Genomic DNA, 24,156 nt, shown 5'->3' with positions numbered 1-24,156 from the left:
CCGGATCACCTCGTTCCTCTAGCGCCGGGACCAGGGCGTCTTCTCGAAGGCCAACCGGACGGCCTGCCGGGCCGACTCGATCTCGGCGTGCAGTCCGGAGACCCACAACCGCCCGAACTGGCCGACGCCCCGCACGTCCACGATCTTGACGTCCGCGGACTTCTCCACCTCGTTGCCGACGGCGGAGATGTAGGCGGCCGGCTGGCACTCCACCACCAGCATCGACTCGCCGGCCACCAGCAGGGAGCCCTTCTTCGACCGGTTGACCAGTTGCGCCTGGTAGGCGTCGATGTTGGAGACCACCTTCGCCGAGACCAGCTCCGCGGGCTGCGCGTCGGCCTCGGTCATCCCGAGCAGGTCGAGGATGGTGCGGCCGGCCTGGCGGACGGCGTCCTGCGACATCGAGTGCAGCTCCGTCATGCCGTACTGGCGCTCGACCACCTGGGAGCCGGGCCGGACCCCGGCACCCTTGACGGCCGCGTCGACCAGGGCGTAGACGTCACTGCCGGGGGATATCTCCAGAAAGAGCTGGGACATCCCCTCGACGACCGGGTCACCGGACATCACGCTGCCGAGCAGGGCGGCCATCTGCGGCTGGAGTCGGTCGACGAACGCGTACGTGCGCAGCTCCACCTCGCTGCCGGCCACGTCAGCGCCGACCCACGAGCAGCGAGAGGGTGCCGCTGCGCCGACGTTCGCCGCTCTGCAGGACGCGACCGGTCGGCGTGCTGACCTCCTCGACGCACTCCCGTTTGCAGGACAGCTCCGAGCAGTCGCCGGTGAATCCGGCGTCCCGGGCGGCCTGGAGGAGATCCATGTCCCGCATCGGGCCCCAGAACGGCTCGTTGTTGTTCCAGGTGTCCCAGTCGATGAGGAACTGCACCAGCGGGTCGAGGCCGGCGTAGCCGGGGAAGTCCGCGTGGATCATCATGCCGCCGGGGGCGAGCAGCCGGTGGCACTCGCGCAGGATGGCGCGTACCGCGTCCGGCGGCACCTCGTGCAGCACGATGTGCGAGACGATCAGGTCGAAGTGCCCGTCCGGGAACGACGTCGCCTCGGCGTTCTGCTGGGAGAAGTGCACCTTGCGGCCGAGTGACTCGGCGCGGGCGTGGCCGTAGCGCAGCAGGGCCGCGCCGACGTCGATGCCATGCACTTCGGCGTTCGGGTAGGCGTCGACGTAGGGCAGCGTCGAGTTGCCCACCCCGCAGCCGATCTCCAGGATCCGCTTCGGGCGGAAGTCCCGGTGGGACTGCTTGAGGTAGTTGTTGACCACGGACTGGCCGTAGTCGTCGTTGAGGGCACCCATCTGGCCCATGGCGTACACGTAGACGCCCCGGTCGTAGAGGGCCCCGGCGGTGAGGTCGTCCGCCGTGTACTCGCCGCGGTAGCCGCCGGGCATGGCGTGGATGTCGATGCCCCAGAAGTACCAGGGCAGTTCGAAGGCGGGATCCAGTTCGAGGGAGCCGAGCCCCCGTTCGGCCCGCTGCGCGCGGGCGGCCAGGTCGTCCCACTGCCGGGCGATGCTGTCGGCCACCACGTTCCAGAGCAGGTCCTGGCTCGCCCGGCGTACGGAACTCCAGAGCTGGTAGTACGGCTCCGGTTCCATGGCCCGACGGACCGCTTCCCGGTCCCGGGGCGCGACGCCCATCTCCTGCTGGTAGCGGGGTGCGACGCGGTGTGCGTACAGCTCTCGTACCCCGGGGGTCACCTCGGTGGAGATGTGCGACTTCAGTGCCCGGACGAAGTTCTCGCGCGCGAGTTCGTCGTGGTTCTCGCGGGGCAGGACACCGTGCTCCTGCTGCGTCATTTCCCCTCCCCCACCTGTGCGAAGGCCTGCCGGATGACCTCCCGGTAGGACTCCGGGGTCTCCTCCCGCACGATCTCCTCGCGCCACTCGTAGAAGACCCGCAGCACCCGGGCGACGAACGCCGCCGCCTCGGTGTCGCGGGCCTGTGCGTCGTCGCCGGAGACCGTGTACGCGTCCACGGCGCCGCGCTCGACCACCCGCCGGTCGGCGAGAAGCTGTTCCAGCGTCGTCAACCGTTCCCGCAGCACCCACACCTCGGAGGAGAGGGTGACCACGGTCGAGACGAGGGCCTCCATGCCCGGCTCGGCGAAGAACTGCGGGCGGGCGCCCTTCGCCTTCTTGGGCAGCGGCTGCCCAGGCAGTGGCTGCGCCTGGTCGGGACGGCCCACACCGGGTCCGCCGAACGCCCCCAACGCCTTGAGCGTCTCGTTGGCGACCGTCGAGGCGTCCGCGTCCGGGTTCGCCGACAGCACGGCGGCGGCGACGGTACGGAGAGTCCGTTCCGCCTGTTCCTCGGCGTCGGTACAGCCGCACGAGCAGTCGTCGGCGTCGCCGCATCCGGCGCCCGTGCCGCCGGTGGGTGCCGGTGGCGCGGGCGTCGGCGGTGGCGCGTCCTGTCCTGCTCTGCGGACGTCGATGCCCAGGTTGCGGGCCAGGTCCTCCGCGTGCGGCGAGATCAGGTCACGCGCGCCCAGAAGGATTTCGCGCGGCCCGGTCGACCGGGCGACGTCTTCGATATCGACCGCAGTCCATACCCGACTCATGTATCAACTCCTTCGACGAGCACGCGGCGCCCTGTTCAGGCCTTGGTTCCGCCCCGGGTGGCCCCGGTCGGCAGGATCGCCTCGACCTCGCCGTGCGGGCGCGGGATGACGTGCACGGAGACCACCTCACCGAGCCGGGAGGCGCTGGCCGCTCCGGCGTCCGTGGCGGCCTTGACCGCGCCGACGTCGCCGCGTACGACCACGGTGACCAGGCCACCGCCGACGTACTCGGTGCCCACCAGCACGACGGTGGCGGCCTTGACCATCGCGTCGGCGGCTTCGATCGCCGCGACCAAGCCACGGGTCTCGATCATTCCGAGCGCGGACATCTGCAGGTCAGCCATGACAGTTCTCCTCCGGTAGTTCGTCGGCGGACGGGTGTCCGCCGGTGTTGTGGGCCTTGCTGGTCCGGCTCATCGCCCGGTCACCTGCCGGGCGATGCGGTGCACGAGCACCTCCAGCGGGGTGCGGGGGGTCGTCTGCGGACGTGCGTCGGTCGCCCGTTGACCGCCAAGCGCCGCCGACGATGTGCTGCCGGGTCCGGTGCCACCGGTGGCCTGCGCCGGGACGCGGGTGGGTGCCGGGTCGCGGGGCGGTTCCAGGCCGGTCTCGGCCCGGCACCGGGCCCGCAGTTCATCGACCGTGCCGCCGCGGTGGAATCGGGGCAGCTCCGACCGGTTCGCGGCGATCTCGGCGCGGAGTCGGCGGGTCTGGTCGTCGTCGACGCGGTCGCCGACCAGGACCACCCCGTAGCGGCGGGCGCCCTCGACGGTGACCAGTCCCCGTTCGACATCGTGGCGCACCTGCTCCGGGTCGCGCTCCAGTGGGTCGCCCCACCCACCACCACCCCAGGTGACGAAGTGCAGCAGGTCGCCGGGGTGCACGCCAACGTGGTCGCACTTGGCCGGCACGGTCTGCTGCGATCCGTCGGCCCGTTCCAGGATCTTCGTGCCGCGCTGTCCCGGCTCACCGCCCAGCACGCCCCAGGGTTTGGTGAACCACCGGTCGTCGTGGATGGAGACCTCGCCCGGTTCGAGGAACCGGTAGCCGACCCGGATGCCGTTGCCGCCCCGGTGCTTGCCGGCGCCGCCGGAGTCCGGGATCGACTCGTAGGACTCGATGCGCAGCGGGTAGTACGCCTCCAGGTACTCGTTCGGCACGTTGGTGAACGAGGGCCACATCGAGTGGCCGTCGAAGCCGTCGCCGATCGGTCGGGCGGGCACCCCGCCGAAGCCGATCTGGTAGAGCTGGAACCAGGTGCCGGAGCGGTCCAGGCCGGAGTACATCAGGTGTGGGCTGGACGAGAAGCCGGCCGCGCAGAGGAAGTCCGGCTGGCACTGGCCGAGCAGTCCGGCCAGGACGTCGAAGAGCCGGCCCAGGGCGTGCGTACGGCAGGACAGTGCCGCCGGGCGTCGGGGCTTGAGCAGGCTGCCCTCGGGGATGCGGACGTCGACCAGCGGATAGAACCCGTCGTTGAACATGATCAACGGGTCGACGGCCATGATGGTGTACACGCCGAAGAACATCCGCAGCACGTTCTCGTTCAACAGGAAGTTGATCGAGCCCTCGGCCTGGTCGCTGGTGCCGGTGAAGTCCAGCACCACCCGGTCGCCGTCGCGCCAGAGCGTGCACCGGATCCGGAACGGCCCGGCGCCGCGCCCGTCGTCGTCGATGTAGTCCTCGAAGGTGACCGGCTGCTCGGGCACCACCTGCCGGAACAGCTTCGCCATGGCCTGCCGGTTGCGTTCCAGCAGCAGGTCCAGCGTCGCCAGGTAGGTGTCCAGGCCGAAGCGCTCGCACAGTTCCCGGACCCGGGTCTCGGCGGTCCGGCAGGACGCCAGGACCGCGTTGAGGTCGGCCCGGTTCCAGTTGGGCAGGCGCACCTGGTTGAGGACGGTGTCCAGAAGCTGCTGGTCGAGCGTGCCGCCGCGGACCAGTTTCACCGGCGGGACGATGACGCCCTCTTCGTAGATCGACACCGCGTCGGTCGGGAGACTTCCCGGGACCTTGCCGCCGACGTCGCTCATGTGGCCGAACATCGCCGCCCAGCCGACCAGCGTGCCGTCGGCGTAGATCGGCAGCAGCACCAGCCAGTCGTTGGCGTGGCTGATCGCGCCGTCGCAGGCGTACGGGTCGGAGGTGAAGAAGACGTCGCCCTCCTCCACCGTTCCGTCGTAGCCGGAGAGGAAGCCGTCGATGAAGGAGCCGAACTGTCCGGCGACCATCCGACCCTTGCGGTCGGCGATCAGCGGGAAGGCGTCGTTCTGTTCCCGGATGCCCGGGGACATCGCGGTGCGCAGGACGACCGCGTCCATCTCGAACCGGGCGTTGCGCAGGGCGTTCTCGACGATGTCGAGCACGGCGGTCTCGACGTCGACCGGACGCGGCGACCGGGTCGTCTCGACGATGACGGCACTCATCGGGGCCCCTTCTCCTCGGCGGGCAGGATGAGCAGGTTGCCCAGCCTGTCGACGCGCGCGACGCAGCCCGGCAGGATCAGGCTGGTGGAATCCATCTCGACCACGATCGCGGGACCGCGCAGTTCGTCGCCGGCGCGCAGGGCGGTGCGGTCGTAGAGCGCGGCCTCCTGCCAGCCGCCGTCGACGTACACGCGCTGGCCGCCGATGACCGCGCGGGAGGCGTCGTGGTCGCCCGACTCGATCTCGACGGGTCGGATCCGTTCGGCGTCGGAGACCCCCACCGCGCGGATGTTGACGATCTCGTGCTGCTCGTCGAGGGCGAAGCCGAACAGGCGTCGGTGGGCCTCGTCGAAGCCGTCGCGCAGCGTGGGGATCAGCGGCCCCTGGCCGGCTGCCGGGACGCTGACGGGGACCTCGAAGCCCTGCCCGTGGTAGCGCACGTCCGCCTCGAAGCGGACCGTGCGGGCGTCGACAGGTACCTCGGCCCGGTCGAACTCGGTGTCGATCTGGGTGGCCAGGTCGCTGAACTCGCGGCGCAGCAGCGCCTCGTCGAGGTCGTCGAGCGGGCGGACCAGTGACTTGTTCGCCTCGGCGCGAACACCGGTGGAGGCGTCTCCGTAGGCGCAGAGCACCCCTGGGGACTGCGGGATCACCACCGGCCACGAGCCGAGGAGTTTGGCCAGGGCGTTGGCGTGCAGGGGGCCCGCGCCGCCGAACCCGAAGAGGGCGAAGCGTCTCGGGTCGTAGCCGCGTTGCACCGAGACCAGTCGGAGGGCGCCGAGCATGTTCTCGTTGACGATGTCGATGATCGCGGCGGCGGCGGCTTCGACCGTCACGCCGAGTTTGGTCGCCACGGTGCCGACCGCGGTGCGGGCCTTCTCCACGTCGAGGGGCATCGCGCCGCCGAGCAGCGCGTGCGGCAGGTAGCCCAGCACGACGTTGGCGTCGGTGACCGTGGGCAGGACGCCGCCACGACCGTAGGTGGCCGGGCCGGGTAGGGCGCCGGCGCTGGCCGGGCCGACCCGGAGTGCGCCGGTCAGGTCGGGGACGTGGGCGATGGAGCCGCCGCCGGCGCCGACGGTCTGCACGTCGATCGAGGGCGAGCGGACGGCGAGGTCGGCCACGGTCGTCTCGCGGCGGATGACCGGGGTGCCGTCCTCGATCAGGGCGACGTCGGTGGAGGTGCCGCCCATGTCCAGGGTGAGCAGGTCACGGAAGCCGGCGGCCGGTCCCAGGGCCACGGCTGCGGCGACGCCGCCGGCCGGTCCGCTCATCAGCAGGCTGACCGGGATGTCCTCGGCCCGTTCGAAGGTCATCAGTCCGCCGTCGGAGCGCAGCACCCGACGGTCGCCGACCAGGCCCTCGGCGATCAGTTTGCTGCTCAGGTTGCGCAGGTAGGCGCCGACACCGGGGCGGACGTAGGCGTTGGCGACGGTGGTGAGAGTGCGTTCGTACTCGCCCAGTTCCGGTAGGACACCGGCGGAGGTGGAGACCGGTACGCCGGGTGCCTCGGAGGCGGCGATCTCGGCGGCCCGCTGCTCGTGGGCAGGGTTCGCGTAGGAGTTGACGAAGCCGATGGCCAGCGCGTCCACGCCCCGGTCGACCAGGTCGCGGACGGCGGCCCGCACGGCCGTCTCGTCCAGGGGGTCGATCTCGGTGCCCCGGGCGTCCAGCCGGCCCCGGACCTCTCGGACGTCTTCGAGTGCGACCAGTTCGGCGGGTCGGTCCCAGACGATCCAGCCACCGAGTCCGCCGGGCACGAACGACCTGGCGATGTGCAGGACCTGCCGGTAGCCGACGGTCACGATCAGACCGACCCGGGCGCCCCGGCGTTCGAGGACGGCGTTGGTGGCCACGGTCGTGCCGTGCAGGAACTGGCGGATGTCGGGCGCGCGGGCGGTGGCGTCGGCGAGGACCCGGGTCACGCCCTCGACGACGCCGACGGACTGGTCCTGCGGCGTGGAGGGCACCTTCGTGCGGCGGGTCCGGCCGGTCGCCTCCTCGATCAGAAGGACGTCCGTGAACGTGCCACCGACGTCGACTCCAAGTCGGTACATCAACGACCTGCTTTCTCGGGTACGTCAGCTGTCTCGGAACGTCGTCGCCGGCGGGTCCGACCGTGGGCCCCGCCGGTCGGCGTCCCCGGCGTGTGCACCGGGGACGCCGGCCGGGTCAGGAGACGGAGATGTCGTAGTAGTTGACGTGGCCCTGGGAGTAGCTGACGAAGCCGGTCACGCCGTCGCGGAAGGCGTAGAACTTCTGGGAGTCGACCAGCGGGATGGCCGGCATGTCCCCCACCATGAAGTCGTTGACCTGCTTGACCAACGCCTCCCGTTCGGGCCCCGGCTGGGTTTCGAGGATCTGCCGGGACAGCCCGTCGACGGTCGAGGAGCTGTAGTTCTGCAGGTTGGTGAGTCCACCGGTGGAGTAGAAGACCTGCAGGTAGTAGGCGGGGTCGGGCACCAGCGGGGTGCTGGTGGCCAGCCAGCTCTGCAGCTTGCCCTCGCGCTTGGCGGCGTCGAAGTCCGCACCGGAGGCGACATTGTTCAATTTGACCTCGATGCCGACCTTGGCCAGTTGCGACCGCAGCAGGACGGCCACCTGTTCGCTGTGCGCGCCGACGTTGGCCGCGTTGTAGGCGAGTTCCATCGGGAAGCCGTTGGGCAGGCCTGCCTCGGCCAGCAGTTGCTTGGCCCGGTCGATGTTGTGGGTGAGGGACTGCGCCGCCGCCGGGGCACCGAAGTCGTCGTGGATGAAGTCGCTCGACGCGGTGGAGTAGCCCTGGTAGGCGGATTCGACGATCGCGGCGCGGTCGACGGCGTAGGAGATGGCCTCGCGGACCCGCTTGTCGTCGAAGGGCTCGGCCTTCAGGTTGGGCACCAACACGTCGATGTTGGGATAGAGCACCCGTTCGAGCCGGACGCCGTCGCTGTTCTCCAGCGAGGAGAGCTGGTCGAAGGTGAGCGCGCTGGCGACGTCGACCTGGCCGCTCTGGGCCAGTTGAAGCCGGTTGGAGGTGTCGGCGACGGCACGCACCACCACGTCGGTCACCGTGGGCGTACCCCGGAAGTAGTTCTTGTTGGCGGTGAGCCGGACTTCCTTGCCCGGGTCGAACGAACGCACCTCGTACGGGCCGAAGGTGGCGGTGTTCTCGCCCAGCCACTTGTAGGCGTACGGGTCGTCGCCGGTGGCGTGCTTCTTGGCCTCGACCGAGTCGTAGATCGTCATGAAGAAGGTGCTCAGGATCGAGACGCTGACCGCGTTCGGCTGGGCGACGTTGATCGTGACGGTCCGGTCGTCGGTGACGGTGACCGGGTTCTCGATGTCCCATCCGCCGATGCCCATGAGGATCTTGGCGATCGGTACGCCTTCGCTGTTGACCATGCGGTCCACGGACCACTTCACGTCCTCGGCGGTGAGGGCGTTGCCGAACTGGCTCTTGGCCTCGCGGAGGGTGAAGGTCATCTGCTTGCGGTCGTCGCTGAGTTCCCAGGACTCGGCGAGCTCGGGCTCGATCTGGTCCGGAGTCTGCAGGGTCGTCGCGCCGGCCTCGGGCTTGGTGAAGCGCACGAGGGTCCCGGAGATGTTGGGTAGCAGGTCGATCGAGATGAAGCCCTGGTAGCGCTCGGAGTCGAGGCTGGAGACCACTCCGGGCGCGGCGACGGTCAACGCCTGGCTGGTGCCGGCGTCGGCGTCGTCGCCGTCGTTTCCACTACAGCCCGCGACAGCCAGGCTCGTCACGGCGAGCGCCGCCACGGCCCGCATCCGAACGGAAGTCGTTCCCATGCCGACACCTCCACATTGTGTGCAAGGTTGCTATATCAGGCGTGCTTGACTTGGTGAAGCGGATCACAGGATGCGATGTTTGTATACAGGTTGCCGGCTGTCAAGGCTTCGTTCCGCCAGATCGGGGTCACCCCGACGGGCCAGGAGCGGGCACCCGGCGGTCAGCAGGGCAGACACCCGCACGCACCGGAGCACGCGCACCGCTGCCAGGCTTTGCATACATGGACTTTGCGACACCCTAGCGCCGCACCGAGCCCAGAGCTACTAGCTGCGAAGTCAGCGCGAGTGCCACTCGCGGACCTAGACGACCTCCTGCGGATTACATACAATCCGCGTCAACGTGAAGGAGGTCACCGTGACTCATGCCGGTAAGCGACGGGTCATCATCGATCAGGTGCCGCACCGCGTGTGGCGGGCAGCGGGCCTGCCCTTCGGACTTCTCACCCGCCAGATCAACGCCGACCCGGAGACCGGAGCGCAAACGCTGGTCGTCGACGTCCCACCCGGCTGGCACATGCCGGAGCACTGGAACGGCGCCGACCTCGAACTGCTGGTCCGCGACGGCGACCTGACCATCGCCGGGCGCCAGTGCCGCCCCGGGCACTACCTCTTCCTGCCCTCCGGCACCGAGCTCGGCCCGATCTCGTCGGAGCACGGCGCCACGTTGATCTTCTGGACCGACTCCCCCTTCGAGGTCCGCACGGACGCCCCACCGGCACCGTCGACACCGCTGGGCGAGACCGTCGACATCTTCGACCAGGCCAACTGGCAGCCGGTACGGGAGGCGTTCGCGGGGGTCACCGACACCAGCAGCCACGGCGACCTCGAGGTCCCCACCCAGTGCATCCGGCTGCGCAAGGTCGAGGAGAGCGGCAAGGACACCATCCTGTTCGTCCTGCCCCGGAGGTTCGCCAAGACCGCCCTGGAGTTCCACCACAGCACCGAGGAGATCTTCTTCCTCGGCGGCTGGTGCGCCACCGACCCGGAGCACGTGTACCACGCCGGTGAGTACCTGTGCTGGGAGCCCGGCGTCATCCACGGCGTGGTCACCGGCTGGGAGGCCATCTGCCTCTCCAAGCACCACGGGCCCCTGACCAGCCCACAGATCCCCCTCGGCGCCACCAGCGTGGACGCCGAACGGTGACCCGGTTACCCCGCGACGGTCACCGCCGCAGCACACCGGGGACGCCACGCCCGCCGTTCGTCGTGCGCCGCGACGAGCTGGAGTACGAGCTGATCTCCGCCCTCAACCACAACCCGGACGACGAGGGACTGGTGCACCGTCTCGTCGACCGGGACACCACCGGCGATCCGGAGTGCGAGTTCCTGACCGGCGTCTACCGCATGGAACCCGGGATGAGCCACCCGCTGCACCTGCACGCCGACTCGGCCGAGTTCTACTACGTGCTGGCCGGTACGGCCCGGTTCACCCTGGCCGACGAGGAGTTCGAGGCGGGACCGGGCACCGCGATGTACATCCCCGCCGGCGTCGCCCACGCGATCGAGACCGGCAGCGCCGACGGCATGGAGCTCGTGTACTCCTTCAGCACCCCTGACCTGCGGGGAATCGGCACCAGGTGGCTCTAGGCCGGTATCGGGCCCGGACCCACCGCACATCGACGCAATCGTGGATCGACGAAGGAGACGAGGGTGCGCAGCATCGAACATTGGATCGGCGGGGCTTCCGTCGCCGGCAGCGGGTACGCGACCGTGTACCAGCCCGCGACCGGCCGGCCCCAGGCACAGGTCGCGATCGGTGCCCAGCCCGAGATCGACCAGGCCGTCGCGGCGGCGGCCCGGGCTTTCGAGTCGTGGGGCGACGTGTCCCTGTCCCAGCGCGCCAAGGTCCTCTTCCGCTTCCGTGACCTGGTCGAACGGCACGAGGACGAGTTGGCGAAGCTGGTCACCGCGGAACACGGCAAGACCGTCGAGGACGCGCGCGGTGAGGTGATCCGGGGCCGAGAGGTCGTCGAGTTCGCTTGCGGCATCCCGCAGCTACTCAAGGGCGCCTACTCCGACCAGGTCTCCACCGGTGTCGACTCGTACTCGCTGCGCGCGCCGCTCGGGGTCTGCGCCGGCATCACCCCGTTCAACTTCCCGGTGATGGTGCCGATGTGGATGCACCCCATCGCCATCGCCTGCGGCAACACCTTCGTGCTCAAGCCCAGCGAACGCGACCCGTCCGCGTCGAACCTCGTCGCGCAGCTCTACGCCGACGCGGGCCTGCCCGACGGTGTCCTCAACGTGGTGCACGGCGGTAGGGAGGCGGTCGACGCGCTGCTCGACCACCCGGACGTCGCGGCGGTGTCGTTCGTCGGCTCCACCCCGGTCGCCCGGCACGTGCACCAGCGCGCCGCCGCCTCCGGCAAACGGGTGCAGGCGTTGGGCGGAGCGAAGAACCACGCCGTGGTGCTGCCCGACGCCGACCTGGCCGAGGCGGCACGGCAGATCACCTCCGCGGCGTACGGGTCGGCCGGACAGCGCTGCATGGCGATCTCCGCCGTGGTCGCGGTCGGCGCCGCCGGTGACGAACTGGTCGACCTGCTCAGGCGGGAGGCCACGGCCATCGTGGTGGGCCCCGGCGACCAGGAGTCGTCCCAGATGGGTCCGGTGGTCACCGACGAGGCACGCGACCGCGTCATCACCTCCGTGGACGGTGCGCAGAAGGCCGGCGCCACAGTGGTCGTCGACGGCCGGGACCTGCGGGTGGACGGCCACGACGACGGATACTTCGTCGGCCCCTGCCTGCTGGACCGGGTCACTCCCGACATGGCCGCGTACCAGCAGGAGATCTTCGGACCGGTGCTGGTGGTGGTGCGGGCCGAGAGCCTGGACGAGGCGATCAGGATCATCAACGCCAACCCGTACGGCAACGGCACCGCCCTGTTCACCTCCGCCGGAGCGGCGGCCCGCCGCTTCGTGCGTACCGTTTCGGTCGGCATGGTCGGGGTGAACGTCCCGCTGCCGGTGCCGATGGCCTACCACTCCTTCGGCGGCTGGAAGGCGTCACTCTTCGGCGACACGCACATCCACGGCCAGGAGGGCGTGGCGTTCTACACCCGCGGCAAGGTCGTCACCAGCAGGTGGCCGGGCACCACCCCGACGGCCCGCCCGGACTTCCACTTCCCCACCGCCACCTGACCGGAACAGGACCCACCCGCCGAATTGACATCGATGGTCATGCTGGAAACCCAGTCAGGTACGGGTGGACCGGTACGGCAGGAGGCGACGTGGCGGACGCTGTCGACGACGTGGTGGTGACGGCCTTTCTGGGCGCTGGTCCCCAGGAGGATCCGTCGGATCTCGAACGGGAGTTGAGCAACCTCAACCAGGAGTTGTGGAGCCTGGGGACCGTGCTGCCAGCGCCCACGGCCCCAGCCCCCGACGGTACGCGGGGCGTCGATCTCGCCGCCGTCGGTGCAGTCTGCGTGGCGGTGCTGCCGGTCCTGCCGGACCTGCTCGCGGTGGTACGCATCCTGCGCGACTGGGCCGGACGTGGGGCCGGGCGCACCGTCAAGGCGGTCCGGGCGGATGGCTCCCGCATCGAGCTGACAGGATTGTCGGAGCAGGACGTGCAGGCGCTGGTGACCGATTGGATCGACCGCCGCCCGTCGTCGTGACTGCGCGGCGAGCCCTGCTCGTAGCGTGCGCCGAGTACGCGGACCCCCGGCTGAGGCGGTTGCGCTCACCCGTGCATGACGTGGACGAGTTGGCTGCTGTCCTCGCCGATCCGCGGATCGGCGCGTACGAGGTCGAGCCACCGCTGATCAATCGGTCTGACGCGGAGGTCCGGCGTGCGGTGTCCCGGTTTCTGCGGACCGCCAACCGGTCCGACACCCTCCTGCTGCATTTCGCCTGTCACGGCTACAAGGACGACGGGCAACTGCACCTGGCGGCACAAGACACCGATCTCGACGACCTGATGGTGAGCGCACTGCCCGCAGATCTCCTCAGCCGGCTGATCAACCGCTCACCGTCCCGCCGGAAGATCCTGATTCTCGACTGCTGCTTCAGCGGTGCCGTCTCACGGACGATGATCCATCGTGGCGTGGACGACCACACCGTCAACATCGCCGGCTTGTTCGGTGACGATGACGGCCAGGGCCTGGGCATCATCACCGCCAGCCAGGCCGAGGAGTACGCATTGGACAGCTCCGCGGAGCCGGTGGCGTTGACGGCCGAGGTGGCGCACTCGGTGTTCGCGGCGGCCCTGATCGAAGGCCTGCGCAGTGGCGGCGCCGACCTGGACGGCGATGGGCGGGTCTCCTTCGACGACCTTTACCAGTACGTCTACCGCCGGGTGGTCGCCGCCGGTGTGCCGCAGACTCCCGGCCAGTGGAACTGGGTACGCGGAAGCCTGATCGTGGCGCATCGCCCACCCACCGTCCCGCCTGCGCAGGAGCCGACCGGTTCGGGCGTGCCGACCCGGGCGGACTGCCGCTCCCCCTGGGACGCCGCGCTGCTGGACTGGCGGTTCGCGGTCACGCCGGCGGTGGACCGGCTGCTCAGCGTCCAGGCGCGTACGCCGGCCGAGCGATATGGCTGGGGGTTGTTGCGCAACGGGGAATGGGACGTCGCGCAGGTGCGTTTCGCGGAGGCGGTACGGCATTCCGGGGGTGGATCGGCCTGGTGGGGACGAGCGGTCTGTCACGCCGCCGAGGAACAGTGGGGCGACGCGGGTGAGGCGTTTGAACGGGCCGCCGACCGGCTCGCCGCCGGGCTGGGCGGCCGCGACCAGGGCACGGGCTCTCCGTCGACGGTCGACTCTGCTGGGCTGTGCGCCGCAGCCGCGCTGCTCGGCGCGGTCACCTTCGCGGCGGCTGGCAGTCCCCGGGCCGACGACCTCCTGGTCACGGGCCTACACCGAGTTCCGTTCTGTCCCCAACTTCTTGCCTACCGGGGGCTTCTGCACCAGGAAAGGGCACCCCTCAGCCTCGCCCTGCGCCTCGATCCGGGAATCGTGGACGACTTCGCGGCCGTCGGGCTGGACATCGAGCAGGCTGTGCTCGACGCGGCGAGCGAGCTCGATCGGCGGCTCGACACCCTCGCTCGGGAGCGCGACCGGCTCGCCGCACTCGCCCGGACGGTTCCCACCGTCCGGGAGGAGCCGCCCACTGCGCAGTCGCCACCGCGTACGGCCACGCCTCGCGAGCGGCTCGACGCCGGCCATCGGCGGATGCACACGGAGCGGGAATCGCTGACCGCTTGGGCCCGGCGACTCCGCATGGACGCCCTGGCGTTGCTCATGGGCACGGAGACGGTCGCCAGCCCAGAGTCAATGATGCGGGAGACCGTGATGATCGAGGTGATCCGGTCGGCGGTGCTGGCTGTCGAGGCTCTTCAGCGCACGGAACTTCCACCTCCGGTCACCGCGCTCGGTGTTCCACCACGACTGGCGCGGTAAAAGCTGTCGCCCTTTGGACAGTCGTCCCGGCGGCGGTACTGGGGATCGCCGCCCGACACCTACCATTAAGAGACGCACATCACTACAGGAGTCGTACGAAAGGCCGCTGGAACGCCTCGGACGCCATCGGTGTCCGGCGTTGCCTGACCCACCCGGCCGCGTCCGTTGGAGGAGTGGACCTGTGTCAGTGATCAGAGCCACCCCCGGTCGGACTCCCTCTGCACGTCGGGAACGCTAGTGGCACCCCTCGCCTATCACGGGCGGCTGGTCGATGCGATCCTCCAGTTCCCCGGCAGCCGGCAGCGGGAGACCCGCGACCGATACGCCAGTGCGCTCTCGCTGCTTCTCGACGCGCAACCGGATCCACCCCGGTCCGACGATGCCGCCGAGGATGTCGCCGCCCTCGTCTCGTGGTGCGCCGGCCGGACGGACGGACTGACGAAACTGGTCGAGGCGGTCGCCCTGGTGGAGGGGCCGTCGGAACACCTCGACCGGCTCCGTGCCCTGGAGTCGATACGCCGTCCCGCTGAGGTGCTCGAACCGGACGAGCGGGCCCGGGTGGAGGCGCTGCTGGCCGAGCTCGACCCGGCAACCGTGCTGCCGTTGCTCCGGGACCTGCTGACCCGATGGGGTCCCCGGGTGCGCTCGGACGCCAGCGACCCGGGTGCGGTGGTGCGGCTGCTGGAGGACTCGATCAGGGGTGCCGACCCGGTCCATCCGCTCTACGCCTTCCTCAGCCGACTGGTCGGTCTGCTCCACGGTCCGGCCCGCGAGGATATCGCCGAGCTCGTCAGTAACGTCGGCGACCGCACCGGCGTGCCGCCCGAACCGCCCCTCGGGCGACCACCGACGGTCGGCGAACCGGGACAGCACCACTTCGTCATGCGGCTGGCCGAGGACGGTCGGACCAACTCCCGGTACCTACTGCACGTCTGGTTGGTCACCGAGGACGGCACCTGGCACCTGCGGTACACCTCGGACACGCCGCATCTGCTGGCCGAGATCCGGGTCAAGCTGGACGAGCAGCTCGCCGAGTTGGCCCGCGACGAGGACGTGGACGTAGGCGCGCTCTCGGTCGAGTTCATCCTGCCCAGGGCGTTGCTGGGGCATGACGTCGACCAGTGGGTGGTGACGGCGCCAGGCCACTCCGACCCGATCGGGGTGCACTATCCGGTGGTGGTCCGCGACCTGGCGCGGATGCGCAACCGGATCAGTCGGCACCGCTGGCAGCAGCGCTGCGATTCGCTGCGCCGCGACGGCGAAGGCGCGACGGCGGGTGCCGTCCGGTTCGAACACGCCAGCGGTGTCGCGCCCGTCCGGTTCGCCGAGTTGATGCGCAACCTCGAACAGCCGGTTTGCCTCATCGTGCTCGGCGCGTCCGCTCGTCACGTGCTGCACAACATCGGTGCCTGGCTCACCGCCGGATTACCGGTGATCGCCTGGTGCCGAGCAGAGGAACACGCGGCGCGGTTCGACGCCGACATCCCGGGTGTGCTGGTGAGCGGCGGTATCCGTGCCCTGCCCGCGGCCGTGTGGCGGCTGCGGCAGGACGCGGGCGGCACGGAAGCGTCCACGGGGCATGTGGGCCACCACATCACCCTGCTCTGGGACGAGCAGGACCGGTTGCCCCCGGACGAGCGGACCCGGCTGAGCCATCCGGCTCAGCCACGGTAGCGGGAGAGGAAGGCGGAGAGCGGTGACCACGGACACGAACGCCACGGCCGGCGCCGACGGCGACTGGCGGATCTACCGGGGCAGTGGCCACAGCCACGACGACATCGGTCGGCTGCCGCCGCCGCCGCGTTGGCGGCGGTTCCACGGCGGTGACCTGGTCGAGCCACGCTTCCCGGCCGAGGATCCGGCGGCCAAGCGGGCGGCCGGCTATCAGATCACCGATGATGCGATCGAGATGGTCAACGCCGCGCTCTACCTGCGGCGTCCGCTGCTCGTGACCGGCAAGCCCGGCACCGGCAAGTCCACCCTCGCCTACAGCATTGCGGCGGAACTCATGCTGGGGCCGGTGCTGCATTGGCCGATCACGAGTCGGTCCAGGTTGGACGACGGTCTCTACCGGTACGACGCGATCGGTCGGCTTCAGGAGAGCAACCTGCGTCAGTCCGCAGAGCGCGACCACGAGGTCCTCGATGTCGGCCGGTACATCACGCTCGGTCCGCTCGGTACGGCGTTGCTTCCGCAGGCCCGGCCCCGGGTGCTGCTGATCGACGAGCTGGACAAGAGCGACATCGACCTGCCGAACGATCTGCTCAACGTGTTCGAGGAGGGTCGGTTCGAGATCCCGGAGCTGGTCCGGCTGCCGGCGGAGCAACGAGAGGTGGAGGTGATGACTGCGGACAGCACCGACCGGGTTCCGGTGCGGGACGGCCTGGTGTGCTGCCACGCCTTCCCGGTCGTCGTCATCACCAGCAACGCGGAGCGGGAGTTCCCGCACGCGTTCCTGCGCCGGTGTCTTCGGCTCGACATCCGGCCACCGGACAAACGGACTCTCGGGAAGATCGTGGAGTCCCTGCTGGGTGCTGAGGCCGCGGCACACAGCACCGATCTGATCAGCCAGTTCCTGGAGCAACGCGACCGTGGTGAGGCGGTGACCACCGACCAGTTACTCAACGCCATCTACCTGGTCACCTCGGGCATCCGGCCGCCCGAGTCGACCCGGGCCCGGCTACGGGCGAACCTGATCCGCGACCTCAGCGCGACCGGTCCGCAATGATCGACCGGTTGATCGCGGGGCTCGGTGAGGCGGCGTCCGCGCTGACCGCGGAGGAGCTGGCCGAGGCCCTGTGGTTGGCCGGTTACATGCCGGTGCCGACGGACTTCTCAGCGGAGGACACCGGATCGTCGGCGCCGGTCGCGATGCCGGAGCCGCCCGCCGGTCCGACCAGTGGCAATCTGGCACGGCCGGCCGAGGACGCACCGGCCGGCGGCGGTGCCACCGCGAGGACCGGAGCCGGCGCAGCAGGCAGAGCGCACCTGTACCTCGCCACGACCGACGGCCGGCAGGGCGAGGCGTTGTGGGCCGGAAGTCCCGCCGTATCCGCGCTGCCCCACGCGCTCGCCCTCGGTCGGGCACTCGGCGGACTACGCCGGGCCGTCGACTCGCCTCGGCAGGTGGAGTTCGACGAAGACCGCACGGCGGATCTGATGGCCGAGACCCGTATCCCACAGGTCGTCTTCCGCAGCGGCCGGGACCGGTGGCTCAACCTGGACCTCGTCGTGGACACCAGCCCGTCGATGGTGATCTGGGAGTCGACCGTACAGGAGCTGGTGGCCCTGGCCCGGCGGATCACCGCGTTCGGCGCAGTACGGGTCTGGCGGGTACACCCGGACGTGACGGAGACGACGCCGGTACTGAGCACCGGGACCACCGGGACCCGGCGGAGCCCGGGCGAGCTGATCGACGCGACCGGACGCCGACTGATCCTGATCTTCAGCGACTGTATTGCGCCGATGTGGGCTGGCCCGGAGATCCTCCGCTGGTTGGAGAGCTGGGGACGCTCCGGTCCCGTCGCAGTCCTGCAACCGCTGCCGCAGCGGCTCTGGCACCGCTGCCGGACGCCGACACACCTGGTCACGCTGCATCCGCCGGGGCCGGCAGCGCCGATGGCCCGGATGCGCCCGACGTTGAGGGACGAGGGGACACCGGTTCCGGCGGAGGCGGTCGCGATCCCGGTGCTCGAACTCACCGCGCCGTGGTTGGAGTCCGGGGTGGCCATGATCACCGGAAGGGTCGCCCGGCTCCCTGCTGTCGCCCTACTCACCCGGCAGCCGGACGATCTGCTCGACGACGCCGGCCTGCTGAACGACGATCCGCCACCGAGCGACCCGGACCAGACGGCGGCGATCGACCTGGTGCACACCTTCCGCGCGGGTGCCTCGACCAACGCCCGCCACCTCGCCGAATTCCTCGCCGCAGCGCCGCTCACCCTGCCGGTGATGCGGCTCGTGCAACGGCTGATGTTGCCCGACTCGCTTCCCCGGGATCTGGCGGAGGTCTTCCTCAGCGACCTGCTGTACCGCAAGACGCCGCTCGATCCTCCGGTCCCGGCCGACCGGGTGCTCTACGACTTCCGTACCGACGTCCGGCAGATCCTGCTCACCGGGCTGCGGGCGGGCGAGGCGTTGACGGTGCTGGACGAGGTGTCGCACTTCGTCAACCAGCACATGGGCACCTCGTTCGACTTTCCCGCGCTGCTGGCCGGGCAACAGCGCGGGATACCCACCGACGAGCTGGGCCAGCCCTTCGCGGAGGTCGCCCGGGAGGTGCTCACGGCGCTCGGTGGCCGCTACGCCGCCCTCGCCGACGGTTTGCTGCCGGCGGCCACCACACCCGGCGCGGGGCCGGCCGGGTTCACGAACGACGATCCACCGTCGCGCCGGCCGGACCGGAGACGGAAGGGAGATCAGATGACCCCCACCCACGACCGTGGCCCTGCCGTCCCGGACACCGACCACCGGCCGGCCGTCTGGGGCGGCGACATCCCGCCGCGCAATCCCGACTTCACCGGCCGGGAGGAGCTTCTGCAGCAACTACGTGGCCAGTTGACGAGCCAGGTCCGTGCCGCCTTGTTGCCGCACACCCTGCACGGGCTCGGCGGGGTGGGCAAGACCCAGCTCGCCGTCGAGTACGCCTACCGGTACGACCACGCGTACGACCTGGTCTGGTGGGTGCCGGCCGAGCAGCCGACACTGATCCGGCAGTCGCTCAACGCGCTCGCGGTACGGCTCGATCTGGTCGCGCCCGACGACGTCGATGTCGGACGGGCATTGACCCGCGTGTACGACGCACTGCGCACCGGGCGGCCGTACCGCCGCTGGCTGTTGATTTTCGACAATGCGAACCGGCCCGAGGACCTGTCGCCGTTCCTGTCCATCCCGGGCGGGCACCTGCTCATCACCTCCCGTAACTACAGTTGGGCGGGCATCGCGCAGACCCTTGAGGTCGACGTGTTCAGCCGAGCCGAGAGCAAGAAGCTGCTCAGGTCCCGGCTGGACGGTCTCACTGAGCCGGACGCCGACCGGTTGGCGCAGTTGCTCGGTGACCTGCCGTTGGCGCTCGAACAGGCGGTGAGTTGGATCAACGGAACCGCGACTCCGGTGGCCGAGTACGCCGAACTGTTGGAGAAGCGGACCGTGGAGGCGTTGCGCGAGGGCACGCCGGGCGTCTACGGCGTCCCCGTCTCGGCAGTCTTCGGGCTCGCGCTGGACCAGTTGGCCGAGCAGAACGAGCCGGCCCTGCAGTTGCTGGAGCTGTGTGCCTTCTTCGGCGCCGAACCGATCTCGATTCGCCTGCTGCCGATGGGCAGGTACGCCAACAACCTGCCAGAGGCTCTCAACGAGACGGTCCGTGACGACATCGCGTTACGCCGGGCGGTGCGGGACATCGGCCGGCTCGGTCTGGCCCGGGTCAATCCCACCCGCAACAGCATCCAGGTGCACCGGCTCGTTCAGGCGGTGCTGCGTAACCGGCTGGCGCCCGGGCAGCAGGCCGGGTACCGCCGTAGTGTCCAGGAGATCCTCGCTGCCTACAACCCTGGCGACCCGACCGACGACCCGAAGACCTGGGACCGGCACGCCGAGATCGGTCCGCACGTCGCCACCTCCCAGGCGGTGGAGAGCGATGCCACGGAGATCCGGGACGTGGTGCTCGACCAGATTCGGTACCTGTACGTGACCGGGGACTACGTCAGCAGCCGGGAGCTGGGGCACACCGCGTACCAGACCTGGACCCGAAAGCTCGGCGCCGAGCACCGGCTGACCATCGTGACGGCTCGGTTCCTCGCGAATGCCATGCGCTCCACAGGTGAGCTGGCCGCGACTCGAGAGCTCAACGAGAAGATGCTGGATGTCGCACGACGCTCGCTCGGCGAGGATCACGAGCACACGCTGGCACTGGCCAACAGCCTCGGAGCGGACCTACGGCTGTCCGGTGACTGGCACCGGTCCCGCACGCTCGACGAGGATCTGCTGGTCCGGCATCGCCGTGTGTTCGGCGAGGACGATCCGAACACCCTGCGGGTGGCCAACAACCTTGCCATCGACCTGCGCCTGCTGGGCGACTTCCGTGCCGCGTACCAACTGGACCTGGAGACGTGGAACCGGCGCCGGCGGGTCCTCGGCGACGACCATCCGGCTACCGTCCACGGTGTGCTCGGTGGGTTGTCCCGCGACTTGTACGGTCTGGCCCGCTACTACGAGGCGATCGACCTACAGCAGCGCTGGCTTCCGGTGCTGCGGGAGCGGCTGGGCTCGGACCACTCCAACGTGCTGCTGGCCTCCCGGGTCCACGCGGCGACGCTGCGCGAGGCCGGGCGGTCGCACGAGGCTCTCGACCTGGCCAGGGACGTCGCGGAACGTCGCCGGGAACGCTACGGCTCGGACCACAACGAGACGATGAGCGCCATGCTCACCCTGTTCACCATGCTCGCGCAGACCAACCGGCTGGCCGAGGCGCGGCTGATCGGCGAGGAGACGTTGGCCGGATATCGTCGGCTCGTCGGCGAGCAGCACTCGTTCACGTATGTCGCGATGACCGACCTGGCCATCGTGCTGCGGATGGCCGGCGACTATCAGCGGGCACGGGATCTCGACGAGGCCGCTCTGCACGGCATGATGACGGCGACGGCGCTGGGCCCGGAGCATCCGTACACCATCTGCACGACGGTCAACATGTCCAACAACCTGGCGTTGGCGCGCGAGTACGACGCGTCCGTCGCGCTGCTGTCGGAGACCTGGGATCGAGCCCGACGGGTGCAGGGGCCCGAGCATCCCGAGGCACTCGCCATCGCCGCGAACCTGGCCTTGGACCTGCAGGCCACGGGTCAGGTGGAGGCCGCGCGGCAGCTGCGTGAGGAGGCGCTACGCGGGCTGCGACGCACGCTGCGGGAGGGCCACCCGGACATCGACGACCTGGTGCAGGGCCGGCGGTTGTACTGTGTGGTCGATCCGCCGCCGACCTGATCCGTCAGCGCGGTTCGGTTGCCTGATCCGCCATGGCCGGACCGGCCAGCCACTGACCAAGGCGTATCGGGTCGGGGGCCGGTCCGCCGGCGGCCCGGACAGCGCAGTGCAGCGCGAAGGGAATCTCCGGACGGGTATGCCATGGTTCATCGGCGGGTGCGTCGCACCGTCGACACGCCAGCGTCAGGCCGAGCCAGCCGCCCCGGTCGTCGGGGTCGGCGGCGATCTGATCGCGGTATGCCACGACGGCCGCCGCGAAATCGCCCCGTGCGTACGCGTGATCCCCGGGTGTGCCCGGCAAGTCGGTCCGGTCACGTTCCCCGGGCTGGGCGCAGGTGCCGGCCGGGCGAGCAGGTGCGGCCATCCGCTGTAACGCCAGGTCGAGGCGGACGTTGCGGGCCAGTGCCCGGACGTCTGCCGCGGCCACGCGCACGGTCAACTGGTCCAGGGTTCCCGGTGCGGCCGGTTCTCCGCCCAGCCATGCGTCGGCGAGGCGTCCGAGCTGTTCGGGGTCCGGCCGCAGGTTACGCAGCCGCCAGCCGGCCCAGTGGTCTTCGGCGGCCTCCGCCGCCAGCCGATCGAGCTCCGCCGGCACCGGATCGGCCAGCCACGACTGCTGCGTCGCCCGCATCCCGTCGAGGAAGCGGCGCCCGTAGGCGTCGAACCGGCCGGACCGCTCGATCGACTGGAACGTACGCCACACCCGCTCGCGCCAGCGGGCGAACTCGAAGTGGGCGAATCGGGCCCGGGCCCCGGACAGCTCAGCGCGCTGAACTCGCCAGAAGTCGGTGACACCGAGGAACGCGTACACGCCTTGTAACAGTCCACCGAGGGGACGGGGGTCGTCCCGCCACGGCGCGTAGTGTCGGCGAACGGCGTCGTCGGTGTAGAGCGGGAACAGGTCGAGCAGCGCACCGAGCTTGGCGTGCTGGAACTCGTGCAGCAGGGACGAGGCGAAGCCGAGGTCGTCCCGCGGCAGCGTGAGCGACACCGACCCGAAGGCGTGCATGGAGGTGCCGTTCACGCCGTTGCCCGAGGCGGGCGGGGTGAGCGGCACGATGCTCAGCAGACCGGCGGCGATCGCCTCGGCGTAGCGGCGGTGGTGCTCGACGAGGAGATGCCAGGACGGGTCGAGTATCTGCTGCCACCGGTTCGCCTCGACGGCGCTGAGTCGGCCGGTCGCGTTGAGCCGGTGGGTGTCCCGGTAGGGGTCGAGGTCGTCGAGCCGGACGTCGAGGATGAGGCCGTCCCGCTCTGCCCGCAACCGGCGCAGCCCCTGCCAGTCGGGACCGTCGATGGCCGGATTAGCCGGCACGGCCACGGATCCTACCCGGATGTCGCCGGACCGGCCGGCGACGACGACCCGACCGGGGCCGGTGCGCGCCCAGCCCAGTCCGGGCAGGTACACCCCGCCGTCGACGGCGGCCACCTCGATGGTGAAGTCCAGTCCGGCGCGGGCGGCCGCCGCGGCCGCGATCGCCGCGAGGTGATCGAGAGGGTCGGCACCATCGCCGATGGCACCGCGAGCCGTTCGCGAGGCCGTCACGACCCAGGCACCGAAGTGGGGTGCGGCGACGGCCTCGGTCACCACAGCCGGGTCGGCCCGCTGGGCGGCGGCCAGCAGGCGGTACGGCTCCGTCAGCCGGTCCGGTGTGGCGTCCAGGACGCCGCGTAGGAGCAGTAGCCGGCGGCTCACCTGCGCCGACCGCAGCGCGCGGATCGTGGCGGCACCGCCGTGGCCGGCGGCCAGATCGTCGAACTGGTGTGCGTTCAGCGTGTGGGTACGGATCACGATTGCCGCCCTACGACCGATGCCGCGTTGCGGGTCGCGGTCAGTCGCTCGACGTCCGCGTGAACTCGGCGGGAGATGTGTCGGATCAACTCAAACAGGTCTGAGCAGTAGACCGACGGATTGCGGAAGCCGTTGTCCGCCCGATACCGGTGCGGATAGTAGCCACCACCGCAGACGCGGCGTACCGGGCAGGCGCGGCAGGCTTCGGCAAGCGACTCGATCCCGGCTTGCCGGTCGCGCGCCGCCCCGCGCGCCAGTGCCGCGTCGAACGAGTGCTCAAATACATTGAAGGGCGTGGATACTGCGCCCGGGTAGGTGGTGCGGAGGGTGTCGACCTGCTCCAACGCACCGTCGGTGTCGACCACGATCACACCGAGCGGACTCAACCCGATTGATTCGGACCGGCTCGCCCCACCGAGCAGCCCGGTGATTATCTCCCCGAAGAGCCGCACCTCGGTCTCCTGCTGCGGCGCCTGATACCAGCGGTCGAAGACAGCGATCAGCCACTCCCCGTAGGGCGCGCTGTTGTCGGCCGGGCGGCCGGGCGGCGGGGCGGTCCAGTTGCCGTGCGGGAGGAGGAAGTCGATGACTTTCGGTGTCTGTTCGAGCAGCGCGGTGTACGTCTCGACCGGCGGGTTGTCCAAATCAATGACGCACAACAACCCGGCGTAGACGTCCGGATAACGGCGCAGTGCGGCAAGCCCTCGCAGGACCTTGTCGTGGCTGGACCGTCCGTCGGCGTACCGGCGGTGCCGGTCGGTGGCGGCTCGACCGCCGTCCAGGCTCACGCCTATCCGGATGCCTGCCGAACGCAGCGCTTCGATCCGCCGCTCGGTCAGAAGCACACCGTTCGTCTGAACGGTGAAGGTGACTTCCGGTCCCGGCTTGAGCGCGGCGCGGAGCCGGTCGGCGGTCCGGATGAGCGGTTCCACACCCGACAGCAACGGCTCGCCACCGTGGAACACGACGCGCACCCGGGGCAGCTGGTGAGTGGCCGCGTGCTCCGCGATCCGCTGGCAGGTTTGCGCGACCACCTTCTCCGGCATGGCGGTGCTGCCCGTCGACCACGGATCTATCGAGTGATATAGATAGCAGTAATCGCAGTCGAGATTGCAGCGGCCGTTCATCTTGAGAACGAACTCGGAGAACGGAACGACCGGTTGGCCCGATTGCATTCGTCCGCTATCTTCCCGAGCGCCGGCGGCCAT

Annotated in this window: 17 protein-coding genes; 8 read left to right on the top strand and 9 right to left on the bottom strand. The window is 70.1% G+C overall.

The genetic code is table 11. The features are described 5' to 3' along the window. Positions 1-18: 18 nt before the first annotated feature. The 7 genes from ACZ31C_RS27645 to ACZ31C_RS27615 form a co-directional block, all read right to left on the bottom strand. On the bottom strand, positions 19-648 hold the full coding sequence (locus ACZ31C_RS27645) for a hypothetical protein (RefSeq protein ID WP_350698211.1): 630 nt from the start codon (positions 646-648) through the stop codon (positions 19-21). Between the two features lies 1 nt (position 649). Beyond that, positions 650-1,807, bottom strand: coding sequence for a class I SAM-dependent methyltransferase (locus tag ACZ31C_RS27640; RefSeq protein WP_449949249.1), 1,158 nt, complete (start codon positions 1,805-1,807; stop codon positions 650-652). Further along, positions 1,804-2,571 carry a hypothetical protein gene (locus ACZ31C_RS27635; RefSeq protein WP_465797759.1) on the bottom strand — a complete coding sequence of 256 codons (768 nt, stop codon included), beginning with the start codon at positions 2,569-2,571 and terminating at the stop codon, positions 1,804-1,806. Before ACZ31C_RS27635 ends, ACZ31C_RS27640 begins: the two co-directional genes overlap by 4 nt. A 35-nt stretch (positions 2,572-2,606) precedes the next feature. Beyond that, entirely contained in the window at positions 2,607-2,906 is a 300-nt protein-coding gene (gene eutM, locus ACZ31C_RS27630; protein WP_117230296.1) for an ethanolamine utilization microcompartment protein EutM, read from the bottom strand. 78 nt (positions 2,907-2,984) lie between these two features. Further along, complete coding sequence (locus ACZ31C_RS27625) at positions 2,985-4,991, bottom strand: hydantoinase B/oxoprolinase family protein (protein WP_465797758.1); 2,007 nt, start codon at positions 4,989-4,991, stop codon at positions 2,985-2,987. After that, complete coding sequence (locus ACZ31C_RS27620; protein WP_465797757.1) at positions 4,988-7,048, bottom strand: hydantoinase/oxoprolinase family protein; 2,061 nt, start codon at positions 7,046-7,048, stop codon at positions 4,988-4,990. The genes ACZ31C_RS27625 and ACZ31C_RS27620 overlap by 4 nt, the downstream gene beginning before the upstream one ends. Before the next feature lie 115 nt (positions 7,049-7,163). After that, the gene (locus ACZ31C_RS27615; protein WP_465797756.1) at positions 7,164-8,777 is read right to left on the bottom strand and encodes an ABC transporter substrate-binding protein; all 1,614 of its coding nucleotides are present in this window, start codon (positions 8,775-8,777) and stop codon (positions 7,164-7,166) included. A 355-nt stretch (positions 8,778-9,132) separates the two neighbouring features. On the opposite strand from ACZ31C_RS27615, the gene ACZ31C_RS27610 reads away from it, so the two are divergent. The 8 genes from ACZ31C_RS27610 (at position 9,133) to fxsT (ending at position 21,156) form a co-directional block, all read left to right on the top strand. After that, a complete protein-coding gene (locus tag ACZ31C_RS27610; RefSeq protein ID WP_465797755.1) occupies positions 9,133-9,921 on the top strand; it encodes a cupin domain-containing protein in 789 nt (262 codons plus the stop codon). After that, positions 9,918-10,364, top strand: a complete 447-nt coding sequence (locus ACZ31C_RS27605) for a dimethylsulfonioproprionate lyase family protein (RefSeq protein ID WP_465797754.1) — start codon at positions 9,918-9,920, stop codon at positions 10,362-10,364. The genes ACZ31C_RS27610 and ACZ31C_RS27605 overlap by 4 nt, the downstream gene beginning before the upstream one ends. Positions 10,365-10,427: 63 nt before the next feature. Further along, positions 10,428-11,918 (top strand): CoA-acylating methylmalonate-semialdehyde dehydrogenase, encoded by a 1,491-nt coding sequence (locus ACZ31C_RS27600; protein ID WP_465797753.1) that lies wholly within the window; start codon positions 10,428-10,430, stop codon positions 11,916-11,918. Positions 11,919-12,007: 89 nt separating this feature from the next. Beyond that, complete coding sequence (locus ACZ31C_RS27595) at positions 12,008-12,397, top strand: hypothetical protein (protein WP_465797752.1); 390 nt, start codon at positions 12,008-12,010, stop codon at positions 12,395-12,397. Beyond that, positions 12,394-14,181, top strand: coding sequence for a caspase, EACC1-associated type (locus ACZ31C_RS27590; RefSeq protein ID WP_465797751.1), 1,788 nt, complete (start codon positions 12,394-12,396; stop codon positions 14,179-14,181). Before ACZ31C_RS27595 ends, ACZ31C_RS27590 begins: the two co-directional genes overlap by 4 nt. 237 nt (positions 14,182-14,418) lie before the next feature. Next, the gene (locus tag ACZ31C_RS27585) at positions 14,419-15,855 is read left to right on the top strand and encodes a VMAP-C domain-containing protein (protein ID WP_465797750.1); all 1,437 of its coding nucleotides are present in this window, start codon (positions 14,419-14,421) and stop codon (positions 15,853-15,855) included. Positions 15,856-15,877: 22 nt separating this feature from the next. Continuing rightward, complete coding sequence (locus ACZ31C_RS27580; protein ID WP_465797749.1) at positions 15,878-16,909, top strand: AAA family ATPase; 1,032 nt, start codon at positions 15,878-15,880, stop codon at positions 16,907-16,909. Then, complete coding sequence (fxsT, locus tag ACZ31C_RS27575) at positions 16,906-21,156, top strand: FxSxx-COOH system tetratricopeptide repeat protein (protein WP_465797748.1); 4,251 nt, start codon at positions 16,906-16,908, stop codon at positions 21,154-21,156. The genes ACZ31C_RS27580 and fxsT overlap by 4 nt, the downstream gene beginning before the upstream one ends. 4 nt (positions 21,157-21,160) lie before the next feature. Here the strand turns inward: fxsT and ACZ31C_RS27570 are convergent, their stop codons facing one another. Further along, on the bottom strand, positions 21,161-22,948 hold the full coding sequence (locus tag ACZ31C_RS27570; protein WP_465797747.1) for an HEXXH motif domain-containing protein: 1,788 nt from the start codon (positions 22,946-22,948) through the stop codon (positions 21,161-21,163). Continuing rightward, positions 22,945-24,156 carry an FxsB family cyclophane-forming radical SAM/SPASM peptide maturase gene (locus tag ACZ31C_RS27565; protein ID WP_465797746.1) on the bottom strand — a complete coding sequence of 404 codons (1,212 nt, stop codon included), beginning with the start codon at positions 24,154-24,156 and terminating at the stop codon, positions 22,945-22,947. Before ACZ31C_RS27565 ends, ACZ31C_RS27570 begins: the two co-directional genes overlap by 4 nt.

The sequence above is a fragment of the Micromonospora sp. NPDC023869 genome (genome assembly GCF_055559695.1).
The sequence above is the reverse complement of the archived record's forward strand: the minus strand, read 5'-3'. Positions and strand labels throughout refer to the sequence as shown.